Annotated in this window: 14 protein-coding genes; 4 read left to right on the top strand and 10 right to left on the bottom strand. The window is 65.4% G+C overall.

Going from position 1 to position 14,118, the window contains the following annotated elements:
* Positions 1 to 3 precede the first annotated feature (3 nt).
* The 8 genes from Q0D44_RS14470 to Q0D44_RS14435 all read right to left on the bottom strand — a co-directional run bounded on the left by Q0D44_RS14470 (position 4) and on the right by Q0D44_RS14435 (position 6,646).
* On the bottom strand, positions 4 to 558 hold the full coding sequence (locus Q0D44_RS14470) for a demethoxyubiquinone hydroxylase family protein (RefSeq protein WP_294137397.1): 555 nt from the start codon (positions 556 to 558) through the stop codon (positions 4 to 6).
* Complete coding sequence (locus Q0D44_RS14465) at positions 555 to 1,040, bottom strand: disulfide bond formation protein B (RefSeq protein ID WP_294137395.1); 486 nt, start codon at positions 1,038 to 1,040, stop codon at positions 555 to 557. Before Q0D44_RS14465 ends, Q0D44_RS14470 begins: the two co-directional genes overlap by 4 nt.
* A 177-nt stretch (positions 1,041 to 1,217) precedes the next feature.
* A complete protein-coding gene (locus tag Q0D44_RS14460; protein ID WP_294137392.1) occupies positions 1,218 to 2,564 on the bottom strand; it encodes a S41 family peptidase in 1,347 nt (448 codons plus the stop codon).
* Positions 2,565 to 2,685: 121 nt separating this feature from the next.
* Positions 2,686 to 3,933 (bottom strand): peptidoglycan DD-metalloendopeptidase family protein, encoded by a 1,248-nt coding sequence (locus tag Q0D44_RS14455; RefSeq protein ID WP_294137388.1) that lies wholly within the window; start codon positions 3,931 to 3,933, stop codon positions 2,686 to 2,688.
* A 127-nt stretch (positions 3,934 to 4,060) separates the two neighbouring features.
* Positions 4,061 to 4,483, bottom strand: coding sequence for a 23S rRNA (pseudouridine(1915)-N(3))-methyltransferase RlmH (locus tag Q0D44_RS14450; RefSeq protein ID WP_119743570.1), 423 nt, complete (start codon positions 4,481 to 4,483; stop codon positions 4,061 to 4,063).
* A gap of 117 nt (positions 4,484 to 4,600) precedes the next feature.
* On the bottom strand, positions 4,601 to 4,990 hold the full coding sequence (rsfS, locus tag Q0D44_RS14445) for a ribosome silencing factor (protein WP_006962280.1): 390 nt from the start codon (positions 4,988 to 4,990) through the stop codon (positions 4,601 to 4,603).
* Between the two features lie 12 nt (positions 4,991 to 5,002).
* Complete coding sequence (locus tag Q0D44_RS14440) at positions 5,003 to 5,668, bottom strand: nicotinate-nucleotide adenylyltransferase (RefSeq protein ID WP_294137545.1); 666 nt, start codon at positions 5,666 to 5,668, stop codon at positions 5,003 to 5,005.
* A gap of 12 nt (positions 5,669 to 5,680) precedes the next feature.
* Entirely contained in the window at positions 5,681 to 6,646 is a 966-nt protein-coding gene (locus Q0D44_RS14435; protein WP_294137373.1) for a PQQ-dependent catabolism-associated beta-propeller protein, read from the bottom strand.
* Between the two features lie 142 nt (positions 6,647 to 6,788).
* On the opposite strand from Q0D44_RS14435, the gene pedF reads away from it, so the two are divergent.
* The 4 genes from pedF (at position 6,789) to Q0D44_RS14415 (ending at position 10,714) form a co-directional block, all read left to right on the top strand.
* Positions 6,789 to 7,214, top strand: coding sequence for a cytochrome c-550 PedF (pedF, locus tag Q0D44_RS14430; protein WP_294137372.1), 426 nt, complete (start codon positions 6,789 to 6,791; stop codon positions 7,212 to 7,214).
* Positions 7,204 to 8,073 carry a transporter substrate-binding domain-containing protein gene (locus Q0D44_RS14425; protein WP_294137370.1) on the top strand — a complete coding sequence of 290 codons (870 nt, stop codon included), beginning with the start codon at positions 7,204 to 7,206 and terminating at the stop codon, positions 8,071 to 8,073. The genes pedF and Q0D44_RS14425 overlap by 11 nt, the downstream gene beginning before the upstream one ends.
* Positions 8,074 to 8,172: 99 nt before the next feature.
* Positions 8,173 to 9,918 carry a methanol/ethanol family PQQ-dependent dehydrogenase gene (locus Q0D44_RS14420; protein ID WP_294137368.1) on the top strand — a complete coding sequence of 582 codons (1,746 nt, stop codon included), beginning with the start codon at positions 8,173 to 8,175 and terminating at the stop codon, positions 9,916 to 9,918.
* 13 nt (positions 9,919 to 9,931) lie between these two features.
* Complete coding sequence (locus tag Q0D44_RS14415) at positions 9,932 to 10,714, top strand: response regulator transcription factor (RefSeq protein ID WP_294137366.1); 783 nt, start codon at positions 9,932 to 9,934, stop codon at positions 10,712 to 10,714.
* Positions 10,715 to 10,732: 18 nt separating this feature from the next.
* On the opposite strand, the gene Q0D44_RS14410 is transcribed toward Q0D44_RS14415, so the two are convergent.
* Complete coding sequence (locus Q0D44_RS14410; RefSeq protein WP_294137364.1) at positions 10,733 to 12,952, bottom strand: NahK/ErcS family hybrid sensor histidine kinase/response regulator; 2,220 nt, start codon at positions 12,950 to 12,952, stop codon at positions 10,733 to 10,735.
* Positions 12,949 to 14,091: an FIST N-terminal domain-containing protein gene (locus Q0D44_RS14405; RefSeq protein ID WP_294137543.1), complete on the bottom strand. Its 1,143-nt coding sequence runs from the start codon at positions 14,089 to 14,091 to the stop codon at positions 12,949 to 12,951. The genes Q0D44_RS14410 and Q0D44_RS14405 overlap by 4 nt, the downstream gene beginning before the upstream one ends.
* Positions 14,092 to 14,118: the final 27 nt, after the last annotated feature.

The raw sequence follows: 14,118 nt of genomic DNA, 5'->3' as shown, positions 1-14,118 counted from the left end.
TTTTCAGATGCGCTTCGACAGCGCGATGGCGGCCCGGCATCCCAAACGGATGGCGCCCGACAAGAGGGGGTAGGCAGGGGCCTGCTGCGCACCATGCGCCAGCGCAGCGTCGCGATGCTCGACTTCCTCTGCCTGAAAATCCGCAATGGCGGTGGAGAGTTCCGGGTCGTCGCTGCCCAATTGCACTAATTGTTCGCCATAATGACGGTCAATCTCGGTCTCGATCGCGGCAGTGCAGGCCATCGCCGCCTTGGGACCGATTGCCGCCGTCACCGCGCCCAGCGCAAAGCCTGCGACATTCCAAATCGGCGCCAGCGCGGTCGGGCGCACGCCGCGTCGCGCGATCATCGCGTCGAACGTCTGTCGGTGGCGTTCCTCCTGCGCGGCCATGCCGGCAATCACGCGCGCATCGGGATGCCGATCGCCCATGACGGCGAGCTGCCCGGCATAGATGCGGGTCGCACCAAATTCGCCGGCCTGGTCGACCCGGAGCATGGAGGCGCGATCGGCGGGCTTGCTGCGGCGACCGGGGCGAGGGAAATCCTGGGTTGCGCTCATGCGTTGCGTCCTTTGCGTGCCAGCAGCATCAAGATGGCGAGCGCACCACCCACCGACAAGAGGCCGTTATAGCCCGCCAGCGAAATGCCCAGCAGATTCCACGGCGCAACGTCGCAGCGGGTGATGGGAGTCGCCATGATCTGGTTCAATATGTCGGCTGCGCTGCCCCCGGTCGGCGATGTGGAGCAGGCGGTCAGCCCTTCCCACCAGCCATATTCGACCCCGGCATGGAACAGGCCGATGCCGCCGCTGATGGCGATGGCAATGGCCGCCAGCGTCGTGAACATCGCGCTGGTGCGGCGGTTGCCCTTCGCTGCAAAGGCCAGCAGCGCCAGCCCGATCGCCACCATATGCGGATAACGCTGCCACCAGCACATTTCGCACGGATGCAGCCCGCCCACATATTGCGAGACATAGGCACCGCCAAGCAGCGCCACGGGAATCAACAGCGCCAGCGCGCGAGCGAGGGGAAGTTTGCTCATCACCCCCGCTTAAACCCCCCGGCACCTTTCGTCATGCTGAACTTGCGGGATTCCCACACCATCCGTTCGGGCTGAGCGAAGTCGAAGCCCACCACTGAGCGGAGCGAAGTGGCTTCGGCTTCGCTCAGCCACGCCCTTCGACTTCGCTCAGGGCGAACGGAAATGATAGGGAACCCCTTACTTCGCCCCCGGCTTCCGCGCCGTCGCCTGCGCGATGGTAGCGCCAGGCGTGCTGGCCAGCCGCGAAATTGTCTTGAGCGCATAGTCGAGCTGGAAATCCTCCACGCCCTTCTTCTTCAGCTCCTCGGCCGACATGGCGAAGCGCGGATCGTCCTTGGCATCTTCCTCCAGCGACTTGTCGTCGGTCTTGATCTCGTTGATCAAATGGCGGCGCAGGTCGCTTTCGCGATATTTGGGACGGTTCTTGTAATCCGGGTCGGACAGTTGCGGCACGCGGATGTCGGGCTGGATGCCGCCTTCCTGCACGCTGCGGCCCGACGGCGTATAATAGCGCGCCGTCGTCAGCTTGAGCGCGGTGGTGTTCGACAACGGCAACATCGTTTGCACGCTGCCCTTGCCGAAGCTGCGTTCGCCCATCACCAGCGCGCGATGCTGGTCCTGCAATGCACCCGCGACGATTTCCGACGCCGACGCCGATCCCGCGTCCACCAGCACGATGACCGGCAGACCCTTCGCATCATCACCGGGCTTGGCATAATAGCGTTCGACATCGCCCTTGGCCCGGCCGCGCTGCGACACAATCTCGCCGCGCTCCAGAAAGGCGTCGCTGACCGACACCGCTTCATCCAGCAGGCCGCCGGGGTTGGACCGCAGGTCCAGCACATAGCCGGTCGGCTTGTGGCCCAGCGACTTGTCGATGCTGCGGATCGCCTGCCGCACGTCGGCGCCGGTATTGGCCGAGAAGCTGACGATATTGATGACGCCGATCCCGTTCTTCACTTCCCACTTCACGGGCTTGAGCTGAATAATCTCGCGCGTCAGCGTGAGGTCGATCGGCTTGTCGCGGCCCGACCGCACGATGGTCAGCTTGAGCGACGTGCCGGGTGCGCCGCGCATCTTGTCGACCGCCTCGTCCAGCGTGCCGCCATAAATCAGCTGCCCGTCAATATGGGTGATATAGTCGCCCGCCTTGATCCCCGCGCGCCACGCCGGTGTATCCTGCGTCGGTGCAATCACCTTGACCGCGCCATCCTCCTGCGTGACGGACAGGCCAAGCCCGCCATAGCTGCCTTCGGTCTGGGTACGCAGATTCTGGAAATCGCGCGCGTCGAGGAAGGAGGAGTGCGGATCGAGGCTGGCCAGCATCCCGTCGATGGCGCCCTTGATCAGCTTTTCATCGTCGACTTTCTCGACATAGTCGCTGCGGACCTTCTGGAACACGTCCATGAATTCATCGAGCGCCTTGTAGCTCGACGCCTCCCCATCGGCGAGCGCCGCGGTGGTGGCGGGAATGAGCGCAAGCGCCCCAAGCGCAAGCGCGCCCTGGAGGAAGGTAGATTTCATGGGCATCCTTGATTCCGGCATCTGCGACCCATCATAAGCCGATTCGCGTCCCGACGCAAAAGCGCGCTTCGACCAATGTTGCGCAGGGTCGATGAGCGTCGGGTTAATGGGCGCGCAATCCTCACCCAAGTCCCACTAGCGGCACGATATCCACCGGCCGCCCGTTGCGGCGCAATTCTATCGTGATGGTTGGGCGACCTGGGCCGGTGATCGCGACGGGATCGCCCTGCCGCACGCTGTCGCCCACTTGCGCGGTGACGCGATGCAGGCCGGTGATCAGCGTCGTCCAGCCTTGGCCATGGTCGATGATCAATATCTGCCCATAGCCGCGATACGGCCCAGCAAAGGCGATGCGCCCGGCGGTCGGCGCGACGGCTTGCGCGCCAGCCTGTGTCACCAGCGTCAGCCCGCGCGACCGGACGCCGCCGTCATTGACCTCGCCCATGCCCGTGACAAGCTGGCCGACGACCGGCAGGCGATAGGGTGGCGGGCCGCTCAGCGCGACCGTGCGTTCCGGGGCAGGGGCGCCGGTCTGATCGGGACGGGCGGGGCGCAGCAGCGGGCCGGGCAGCGCGGCCAATTGTTCGCGCAGGTCGCCCGCTTCCTCCAGCCGGTCCATCAGGTCGACAATATCGCGCGCCCGCTCGCCCAGCGCCAGCGCTCGCTCGCTCTCTAGCCCGGCATTGGTGCGATAGTCGCGCGCGGCGACCCGCTTCTGCGTCTCCAGTGCGGCGAGCTGCGCCTGCCGTTCCTTGCGCTGTTGCTGGCTGCGGGCCAGCGCGTCCGCGGCCTGCTGGGCCGTCGCGCGCAGCGCCCGGCTGCGCTCCAGTTCGGCGCGCAGCCCCGCCGTGCGCTGGCGGATCACCGGCAGCACCTGCCCCAGCACCGCGCGCATATGCACCGCATCGGTGACCGAACCGGGCTGGACCAGCGCCAGCGCCAGCGGACGACGCGCCATCATCTGGAGCGCGGCGGTCAGCCGCACCACTGGTTCTTGCTTGGCCGCCAGCCGCGTCGCCTGCGCCCGCTGCATCCGTGCGACGATGGCAATGCGCGCCTGTGCGCCTGCTATGTCGGCTTCGGCCTGCTGGATGCGCGCGGCCATGGCAGCGGCACGGCGGCGCGCCTGTTCGGCCTCGTCCCGCGCGGCCCCGGCCTGCTGGTCCAGCCGGACGGACCGGTCGCGCGCCTCGTCCGACTGGCGACGCGCGGCCTTCAGCGCGGCCTGTTCCTGCTGCAATGTGGTCCCGGCGGTGCCTGGCAGGATGATCGCCCCGTCATCGGCGGCGGGCAGGCGCGATGCGGCCAAGGCCGTGATGACGGTTAAGAGAGTTGCGATAATCGTCGCCCGCTTCACGCTATACGTCACCCTGTATCATAGCGAGGTGCCCCAACCACCGTTCGCCCTGAGCTTGTCGAAGGGCCGTACTTCTTGAGAAGAAGGACGAGGCTTCGACAGGCTCAGCCCGAACGGAAGATAAAGCATATCGCTTTCCCTATCCTTCGCGATGATAGGGGTGGTTGGCAAGGATGGAGCAGGCCCGCCACAATTGCTCGGCCAGCATCGCGCGCGCCATCATGTGCGGCCAGGTCATCGCGCCAAAGGCGATCAGCAGGTCCGCATTCGCCCGGTCCGCGTCATCGAACCCGTCCGCCGCGCCGATCAGGAAACGGCATTCGCGCGTCCCCGCGTCGCGCCACCCCTCGATCCGCCGGGCAAAGTCCATGGACGAAAGCTGCTTGCCCTTTTCGTCCAGCATCACCGTGACGGTGCCGGGCGCTTGCGGCGGCAGCTTGCCGCCCCGATCGGGCATTTCGGTAATCTTGTGCGGCATGGTCAGCCGCTTGACATAGCGGTCGACCAGATCGGCTTCGGGCGACCGCCCGATCTTCCCGCGCGCGATGATGTGGAGGAGCATTCAGCCTTGATCCGTTCGCCCTGAGCGAAGTCGAAGGGTTCGGCTGAGCCGCAGGCGAAGCCACTTCGCTACGCTCAGTGGAAGGCTTCGACTTCGCTCAGCCCGAACGGTGTGGGGTTACGCCGTCCCCGCGACCGGTGCGTCGACAAAGCCCCACATCCGTTCCAGATTGTAGAAGCTGCGCACTTCGGGCCGGAACAGATGGACGATCACGTCGCCCGCGTCGATCAGCACCCAGTCGGCGACCGGCAGCCCTTCGATGCGGCACGAACGACCGGTGCCTTTCTTGACCCGCTCGGCCAGATGCTGGGCGATCGCCGCGACCTGACGCGATGAACGACCGCTCGCAATCACCATATAATCGGCGATGCTGCTCTTGCCTTCGAGGGGGATGGAGATGGTTTCCTGGGCCTGGTCGTCGTCGAGCGACTGCATGACGAGGGCGTGCAGGGCAGCCACGCTATCGGCCGCTGCGGCCGTATCGTTGGCAATAAGGGGTCTGGTCAAAAAAGCTCCATTCTAGACGATCAGCCGACGCGTGAGCGGGTCCCGCACACGTGCTTGTTCATATTCGCGATGCCAGAGGGGGTTCGCCTGCCGAAACAGGGTCGCCGATCTTGGATCAGGGCGAAAGCGCAATAGCACGAGCGCCGGCGGTCTCCAATTCGTCCAGCCTGCTTTCTGGCAAGCGGGCAGGACGAAGCGCCGCAGCCAGCTCATGGCCACAGAGCCACGGGCCGCATCATCATAGCCCGGACGGGCGATCACGGCAATGGGCATTTGCCGGGCGATGCCGCGCCAGTCCTTCCACTGTGCAAATTGCGCCAGATTATCGGCCCCCATCAACCAGATGAAGCGATTGCGCGGGTAGCGACGGGTCAGCGCGCGCAGCGTATCGGCGGTATAGCGGGTGCCCAGTTGCGCCTCGATCGCGGTGGCGCGAATCGGGGCGCGGCGCGCGACTGTGCCCGCATGGGCAAGCCGGGCGGGCAGGGGGGCCATGCCTGCGCGGGGCTTCAACGGATTGCCGGGCGACACCAGCCACCAGACTTCATCCAGCCCCAGCGCCTTGGCCGCGAATAGCGATATCGCGCGGTGCCCGCCATGGGCCGGGTTGAAGGAGCCGCCGAGCAGGCCGATGCGTGTCATCATCCCGCCATGCCATCTGGCGCACCGCGCCGCAATCTTGGCCTGAGGTCAGGGTGCCGCCACGATGCCCCAAGGGGCGGCCCCGACCGCGATAGTCGCCACGACCTGCGCGCTGGCCAGGTCGATCACGGACACCGAATCGGACAGCCCGTTGGCGGCATAGGCTTTGGTACCATCACCGCTAACCGCCACATGCCACACCCGCTTGCCTACGGGCACATAGGCGCGGACGATGCGGGTCGCGACATCGACCAGCGCGACATGATCGGCCCGGCCCAGCGCGACGATGGCGGTCTTGCCATCGGGCGTGAAGCGGATGCCGCAGGGCAGGATGCGGTGCGCGGCAACGCCCGGAATCGCAAAACGGATCGTCTCGCGCACTGCATGGCTTTTCGTGTCGATAATCTGGACCGTGCCGCCAATTTCGGCGGCAACCCATAGTTGCGCGCCGTCGGCGGTAAATTCGACATGGCGCGGGCGCTGGTCGGTCGGCGTTTCGGCCACCATCTGGCGCTTGGCCACGTCGATCCAGTTGACGACTCCATCCTCCTCGGATGTCACTGCCACCCATTGCCCGTCCGGACTTTGCGCCACCCCCTCCGGCTCGCCGCCGACATCGACCTGAAAGGCGACGGTGCGGCTGGCCAGGTCAATGGCGGTCAGCGCGGCATCATCCTCATTAGCGACGAACAGGGTCGCGCCGTCTCGGGACAGGAAGAACTGCTCCGGGTCCTGCCCCGACGGCAATTCGGCGACCAGCCTGCCGGTGGCACGGTCAATCACCTGCACCGCATGGTCGGCGCTGGCGCACAGATAGATGTAGCGGCCATCCTTCGACAGGGTGATGCCGCGCGGGCGGCCACCCACGGCCCATGTCGCCGTCACCTGGCCTGACAGCGTATCGACCACCGACACACTGTCGCCCCGCTCGTTGGAGACATAGAGGGTTTCCCCCTGCGCCGCGACCGGCAGCGCCAGCCAGACAGCCCAGACGGCCATGCCGATGCGCTTCATAAACCCTGATCCTCTCGCCTCTTTGTCGGCCATCCTATCGGTCGCCGGGCGTGAGCGGGATTGTACCAATGGCCAATGGGCTGCGCGACCGCCTTGTCCGATATTCGGAGCCAACGAGAATCCGCGTGAGAGGATGAGGCAAATGAAACTGGGACGGATCGCGCTGCTGGGTGCCATCGCCACTTTGGGCATGACCGGGGCGAGCGCGCTGCTGGCACATGGCGATGTCACGCCGCAGGCGGTCGACACGACCGCACTGCCCGAAATCGGCGAAACCTGGCTCGAAAAAAACCCCTATAGCGGCAATGCCAAGGCGATCGAGATTGGGCAGTCGGCCTATGGTCAGAATTGTGCGCGCTGCCACGGGCTGGACGCTGAATCCGGCGGGATCGCGCCGGACCTGCGCTATCTGGAGGCAGGCGAAACCGGCGACCAGTGGTTCGCCGAACGCTATCGCCACGGGTCCAGCCATGACGGCAAAGTCTATATGCCACCCTTTGGCGACGTGTTGGGTCAGAAGGCGGGCTGGGCGATCCGCGCCTGGCTTGAAACCAAGCATGAGGGATAGGGCGACGCTCAGCCGCCGCGCCCTGATCGGCGGAGCAGGCGCGGCGCTCGCGCTGGCGGCGGGCCGCGGCGGCGCAGCCCCGCTGGCGAAGGTCAAGGCGCTCGGCACATTGCGGGTGGTGGTCTATCAGGACAACCGCCCCTGGTCGTGGGCGGAAGGCGGCAAGATCGTCGGCCTCGACGCCGATCTGGCGCAGGCGATTGCGGCCAAGCTTGGCGTGCGCGCCGATGTCGCGCAACTGGTCGCCGATGAAAGCGTCGATGATGACCTGCGTAATGGCGTGTGGAAGGGCGGGCTGCTGGGCTTCGTGCCTGGCGACCTGATGCTGCATGTCCCCTTCGACCGCAGCTTCGCGGCCCGCAACGATCAGGTCGCGATCGTCGCGCCCTATTATCGCGAAAGCTTCGCGCTGGCCGGTGTCGGCGGCGCGGTGGCGCTGGAGGGAATGCCGACCGAATGGCGCGGCCGCAAGCTCGCCGCCGAACTGGACTCCATTCCCGACTTCTATCTGATCGGCTCGTTCGGCGGCATATTGGCCAAGGACGTCATCCATTATCCGACCGGATCGGCGGCCGTAGCGGCAGTGACGACCGGGCAGGCGGACGCTGTCCTGGCGAGCCGGGCGCAGATCGAACATGGGCTGCACCGCGCGGGCGCTGGCCGGGTTACCTTGCGCAAGGGACCGCTGCCTGCCTTCACCTCGCCCGGCTGGGACATCGGCATGGCGGTAAAGGAAAATAGCCGCACGCTGGGCGATGCGGTGGAAGAGATCGTCACCGCCATGGCGGCGAGTGGCGAGATGAAGGCGCTGTTCGTGCGCTACGGCGTCAGCTGGACCCCGGCCAACGCTGCGGGCTGAGGGGCCGACCTAAGGTTCAATTGTCGCGCTGCCGCAGCGGCATAGTCTGCACATAAACCGGGGGCGTCCAATGCGCCCGAACACACAGGGAGGATGGTTATGAAGGGACCGATCATGCGGGCGCTGTCGGGCGTTGCCGCAATGACGCTGGCGATGGGGGCCGCGCCGCTGGTGGCGCAGGGCGGGCCGACCGATGCGGATCTGATGAACGACGCCAAATCGACGGGCGACGTGCTGACCTATGGCATGGGACCGCAGGCGCACCGTTTCAGCAGCTTGAATGCCATCAACAGCGGTAATGTCGCCAAAATGGTGCCAGCCTTCTCCGCCTCGCTCGGCGGCGAAAAGCAGCGCGGCCAGGAAGCGCAGCCGATCGTCTATGACGGCACCATCTATGTGACGGGCAGCTATTCGCGCCTGTTCGCCTTCGACGCGCGCACCGGCGAGGAAAAATGGCAATATGACGCTCGCCTGCCCGACGGGATCATGCCCTGCTGCGACGTGGTGAACCGCGGCGCGGCGATCTATGGCGACAAGATCATCTTCGCCACGCTCGACGCCCGGCTGGTGGCGCTCAACCGCAACACGGGCAAGGTGATCTGGAACAAGCAGATTGCCGATTATAAGGAAGGCTATAGCGCCACTGCCGCACCGCTGATCGTCAACGGCATGGTCATCACCGGCAATTCAGGCGGCGAATTCGGCATCGTCGGCTCGGTCGATGCGCGCGACGTCAATACTGGCGAGCTGATCTGGCACCGCCCGGTGATCGAGGGCCATATGGGCACGCTCAAGGGCAAGGATAATGGCATCACCGGCAAGCTCAACGCGACCTGGCAGGGCGATCTTTGGAAAAGCGGCGGCGGCGCGACCTGGCTAGGCGGCACCTATGATCCTGACACCAACCTGCTCTTCTTTGGCACCGGCAACCCCGCACCCTGGAACAGCCATTTGCGTCCCGGCGACAATCTCTACACCGCATCGACCCTGGCGATCGATCCGGCCACTGGCGTGATCAAATGGCATTATCAGACGACCCCGCACGACGGCTGGGATTTTGACGGGGTCAATGAATTCATCCCCTTCGATGCCACGATCAACGGCAAGCCGATGAAGCTGGGGGCCAAGGCGGACCGCAACGGCTATTTCTTCGTGCTGGACCGCACCAACGGCAAGTTCATCAGCGCCAACAAATTCGTCATGCAGACGACCTGGGCCAATGGTTTCAACAAGGCCGGCAAACCCAATGTCATCCCCGAAGGCCGTCCGCCAGCGCCCGGCGATGCCAAGGGCAAGCCGGTATTCGCCTCGCCGTCCTTCCTGGGCGGCAAGAACTGGATGCCGATGGCCTACAGCCACGACACCGGCCTCTTCTACATTCCGTCCAACGACTGGGGCATGGACATCTGGAACGAACCGATCGCCTACAAGAAGGGCGCGGCCTATCTGGGCGCGGGCTTCACCATCAAGTCGATCGCCGACGATCATATTGGCGCGCTGCGGGCGATGGACCCCAAGACCGGCAAGATCATGTGGGAATATAAGAACAAGGCACCGCTCTGGGGCGGGGTGCTGACGACCGGCGGCAATCTGGTATTCACCGGTACGCCCGAAGGCTTCCTCAAGGCGTTCGACGCCAAGACGGGCCAGGAACTCTGGAAATTCCAGACCGGGTCCGGCGTGGTCGGATCACCCGTCACCTGGGAACAGGATGGCGAACAATATGTCGCCGTCATGTCCGGCTGGGGCGGCGCTGTGCCTTTGTGGGGCGGCGAAGTCGCCAAGTCGTTCAAGGACATCAATCAGGGCGGCGCGCTCTGGGTGTTCAAGCTGCCGAAATCATAAGGGAGTTGCGGTCATGATCGTCATGGGACGCGGCAGCTATGCAATGCAGGTTCCGGCACCGCCGCCTGGCGTATTGCGGCTTGCCACGTCCCATGACTTGGCCGATCATTCGGGCCGGGGGCAGGATATGGGCCAATATATGGGCGGCGAAGCGATCATGGAGCGGGTACTGATCGTCGACGATCATCCGCTGGTGCGCGACGGGTTGCGCAGCGTGATCGCGATCAGCTTTGACAATATCGAGATATTCGAGGCTGCCAGCCTTGAAGAGGCTATCAACACACTGGAAAAACAAGATAATTTTGATCTTATCCTGCTCGACCTTCACATACCGGACGTGCGGCGGCTCGACGGCCTCAAGCTGCTGCGTGACCGTTTTCCGATCCTGCCGGTGGTGATGGTGTCGGGCGCGTTCGACCGCGCGATCGTGCAGGAGGCGCTGGCCGCGGGCGCGGCGGGGTTCATCCCCAAATCCTTGAAGCGCAGCGCCATCGTCGATGCCCTGCACCGCGTAGTGTCGGGCGAAATCTACCTGCCCGAAACCATGGGCGAGGGCGCCGCGCCTTCCGCCGACGAAGATGACATCACCCGCCGGATCGACAGCCTGACGCCGCAGCAGAAAACCGTGCTGGGCCATCTGGTCAACGGTCGCCTCAACAAGCAGATCGCCCACGACCTCAACGTGTCGATGACCACGATCAAGGCGCATGTGTCGGCGATCCTCCAGAAACTGGGCGTACTGAGCCGCACTCAGGCAGTGATCAAGGCGAACCGGGTGCATTTCCGCGCCGACTGACCCGGCGCGGCAGACGGTCTATTTCAGCATCGTCCGCAGCAGCGCGCGCAACTGCGCAGGCTTCACCGGCTTGCTCAGCAGCGGAATTCCACAGGCGTCGAGCCGGACCTTCAGATCCTTGCCGCGATCAGCCGAAATCATGACCGCCGGCACCGGCCCGCCAAAATGGGCGCGCAGCCGGTCGATCACATGGTCGCCGGTCTCACCATCGTTCAGATGATAGTCGATCAGGATGATGTCGGGCTTTGCGTCGCCGCCGAACAGCGCGGTCGCATCGGCAAAGCCGCCCGCTGCCTGCACCGTACAGCCCCAGCCTGCCAGCAGGGTCGTCATGCCGGTCTGGATCGCCCGTTCATTGTCGATCACCAGCACGTTAAGGCCGCGCATGGTGCGATCACGCCCGACTATGTCCGGCTCGCCGTCGGGATCGGCCACCGGCTCGCCCGCAGGCAGGCAAATTGCAAAGGTCGATCCGCGACCGGGCGCGGAAACGAGCGTGATCGGGTGGCCCAGCATGTCGCTCGCCCGCTTGACGATGGCCAGCCCCAGCCCCTTGCCGCTGGTCCGGGTGTCGAGGCGCCGAAACTCCTCGAACACCAATGCCTGCTTGTCGAGCGCAATGCCGGGGCCACTGTCCACCACGCTGATGCGCACGCCATCGGGTCCGCTTGTGCATTCCACCCGCACCGACCCCTGCTGGGTATAGCGCAGCGCGTTGGACAGGAAATTTTGCAGGATGCGCCGCAGCAGCCTGATGTCGGAACGCACCCAGACCGGTTCGCTGGCGATCGCCAGCTCCAGCCCGCCCGCCCGCGCCATCGGCGCAAATTCGACGCGCAGCGTGTCGAGCAGCCGGTCGAGCCGGAAGTCGCCAATCTCCGGCTGGATTGCGCCTGCGTCCAGGCGGCTGATCTCCAGCAGCGCCTCCAGCAGATCCTCCACCGAATCGAGCGCCGTCGACGTTTGGTTGACCAGCGCGCGGGTCGGCAGTGCCAGCCGCCGGTCGCCCAGCGCCGCAACGAACAGCCGGGCGGCGTTCAAGGGCTGGAGCAGGTCGTGGCTGGCGGCGGCCAGAAAGCTGGTCTTGGACAGGTTCGCCTTTTCCGCTGCCGTCTTGGCGTCGCGCAACTGCGCCTCGATCGCCCGGCGTTCGGCGATTTCGGTCTCCAGTTCGGCGGTGCGCTCGGCGACCCGACGCTCCAGCGTTTCGGCGGTTTCCTGCAAACCCGCCTGCGCGCGCACCATGGCGATGACGTCGGTAAAGCCGATCACCTGCCCGCCCCGTTCCAGCGCCGTGCTGCGCAGTTCGAAACTGCGCGTTCCCGCATGGACCAGCGCGTGCAGCGGTTCGCCCCCCGGCCGGTCGCCCCGCCAGTCGAGGCAGCCGCCATCGGCCATGCCCAGCCGGTCACGGCACCAGCCCACCAGCGCCCCATGGCTGCCGCCCTCCTGCGCCCAGTCGCCCGACAGGTCGAGCAGATGCTGGAGCGCCTCGTTCCACGCCGCGACCCGCCCCTGCGCGTCGAACAGGCACACGCCTTCGGACAGATTGTCGAGCGTCGATTGCAGGATGAGGTTGCGTTCGGCCAGCTCCAGCGCCCGGTTGCGCGCATCCTGCGCCTTGACCTCGGTAATGTCGGTATAGATGCCGACGATGCCGCCTTCGCTGGTGCGCAGTTCGTTGATCTGGACCCAGCGCCCGTCCGACAGCGCCTGGACATGGCCGCCATCGGCCACGCTGTGGCGCGCGAGCCTGTCCGATACCCAACGATCAGGTGCGACCAGCGATCCAGGTGTACGGTGATGCGCGGCGGCCAGCCGGGCAATCTCGTCAAAGGACAGGCCTTCGCGGACCTGATCGGCGATTTCGGGCCAGAAGCCCAGATAGGCTTCGTTGAACAGGACCAGCCTGTCCTCCGCATCGAACAGGACGAAGCCCTCATTGATCGAATCGATCGCGTCGCGCAGCCGGGTCTGCGCCGCGTCGGCGCTGGCATGGGCCTGCGCCAGATCGGCGTTGGCGGTGGCCAGGCGACCCAGCGCATCCTCCAGCTCACCCGTCCGCTCCCGCACCATCGCTTCCAGCGTGATCGCGGTCTCGAACATCGAAAAGGCGTTACCGGCCATATCGCTCGACCGTTCGACCCGGTCGATCAGCGCGGCATTGATCTTGCGCAGCTTGCGGTTTTCTTCGCGCAACATGTCCAGCTCGCTGTCGGGTTCAGGCGAAACGCTCATCGCCCGATCGCAAGCCCGCTGAAGGTCTGGTTGACGTGCAGCGCATGATATTGCTCACCATAGGTGTTGAAGCCGATGACCCGGTGGCGACCATAAAGTTCGGACACGGCCCGGCTGATCTGCCGCTGTTCGGCGTCGATCCGGTTCAGTACGCAATCGAACGCGATGATCCGGTCGACAGTGCCGACATGGGCGGCGATGTCGGCGAACATTGCCTCCATTCCCGCGATGCGGTCCACCGGCTCGCCCACGGTCAGCACGATGCCCTCGTCGATCGCGCAATAGAAGGTCAGGCTGCCGTCCGGGTTCGCGCTCTGGATCGACCGGACATGATAGTCGCCGCCCGCCCGCACCATCGGCGGATGGGCGGCGTAAAAGGCCAGCCCCAGCGCTTCGCCGGCATGGCCGGCCAGCCGCAGATATTCCTGCGCGGCGGGTTCGGCGTTGATTTCGGTGACGACACGGTCCTGCGGGATCGCGCCGGTCACCACCATCTTGGCCGCGCCGGGGCGGTAATGCTGCCCCTTGAACACATGGAGCGGCCGGGGGGTGGAGAGGATGGCGATCACGGCGGCACGGTGGTGGAAGCGGCCGCCATGGAAGATCGCGGTTTCGCGGAAATCCAGCCCGTCACCCGACGATCCGCCGATTAGCGGCACATCGCCCAGCGCATCCTGGATTGTCATCGTCAGCAATTCTTCGCGATGGGACAGGCCATCGACCAGGAACAGCGCGACATGATTGACCCGATCACCCAGATGGCGGCTGTCGCGCTCGGCCACCGCCGCGAGCGACCGGACGGCTTCCCGCGCGGCTACGGGGTCGAAGGCGTCGATATCATCGAAACAATGGGACACCATATGGAAGCTGGCGGCAGGAAAGCCAATGACGCTCAGACTATCCTCGTCATAGCCTACCTCGGTCAGCTCACCCGAACTGGTGCAGCCGATCGCGATGACCTGTTCGCCATGGCGGTTGACGGCGCGGGCCAGCGCATCGCGATCGAAACGGTGCGAGCAAAAGAGCAGCATCCCGGCGAGCGGCGTATCGCCCAGCGCGCCGGCGACCTGCGCCATCGCATCGGCCGGATCAGGCATGTGGCTCGACGCAAAGACAATATCCGCCGCCTCCATGCTCATCTTGCTCTCTCCCATCGCATCCCCCTT

It is taken from the genome of Sphingobium sp. (assembly GCA_023266575.1).
Lineage (GTDB): Bacteria > Pseudomonadota > Alphaproteobacteria > Sphingomonadales > Sphingomonadaceae > Sphingobium.
The sequence above is the reverse complement of the archived record's forward strand: the minus strand, read 5'-3'. Positions and strand labels throughout refer to the sequence as shown.

Coding starts and splice junctions, on each gene's coding strand:
- Q0D44_RS14470 (WP_294137397.1), bottom strand. CDS start 558: ATGAGCGCAACCCAGGATTTCCCTCGCCCCGGTCGCCGCAGCAAGCCC.
- Q0D44_RS14465 (WP_294137395.1), bottom strand. CDS start 1,040: ATGAGCAAACTTCCCCTCGCTCGCGCGCTGGCGCTGTTGATTCCCGTG.
- Q0D44_RS14460 (WP_294137392.1), bottom strand. CDS start 2,564: ATGAAATCTACCTTCCTCCAGGGCGCGCTTGCGCTTGGGGCGCTTGCG.
- Q0D44_RS14450 (WP_119743570.1), bottom strand. CDS start 4,483: ATGCTCCTCCACATCATCGCGCGCGGGAAGATCGGGCGGTCGCCCGAA.
- Q0D44_RS14435 (WP_294137373.1), bottom strand. CDS start 6,646: ATGAAGCGCATCGGCATGGCCGTCTGGGCTGTCTGGCTGGCGCTGCCG.
- pedF (WP_294137372.1), top strand. CDS start 6,789: ATGAAACTGGGACGGATCGCGCTGCTGGGTGCCATCGCCACTTTGGGC.
- Q0D44_RS14425 (WP_294137370.1), top strand. CDS start 7,204: ATGAGGGATAGGGCGACGCTCAGCCGCCGCGCCCTGATCGGCGGAGCA.
- Q0D44_RS14420 (WP_294137368.1), top strand. CDS start 8,173: ATGAAGGGACCGATCATGCGGGCGCTGTCGGGCGTTGCCGCAATGACG.
- Q0D44_RS14415 (WP_294137366.1), top strand. CDS start 9,932: ATGATCGTCATGGGACGCGGCAGCTATGCAATGCAGGTTCCGGCACCG.
- Q0D44_RS14410 (WP_294137364.1), bottom strand. CDS start 12,952: ATGAGCGTTTCGCCTGAACCCGACAGCGAGCTGGACATGTTGCGCGAA.
- Q0D44_RS14405 (WP_294137543.1), bottom strand. CDS start 14,091: ATGAGCATGGAGGCGGCGGATATTGTCTTTGCGTCGAGCCACATGCCT.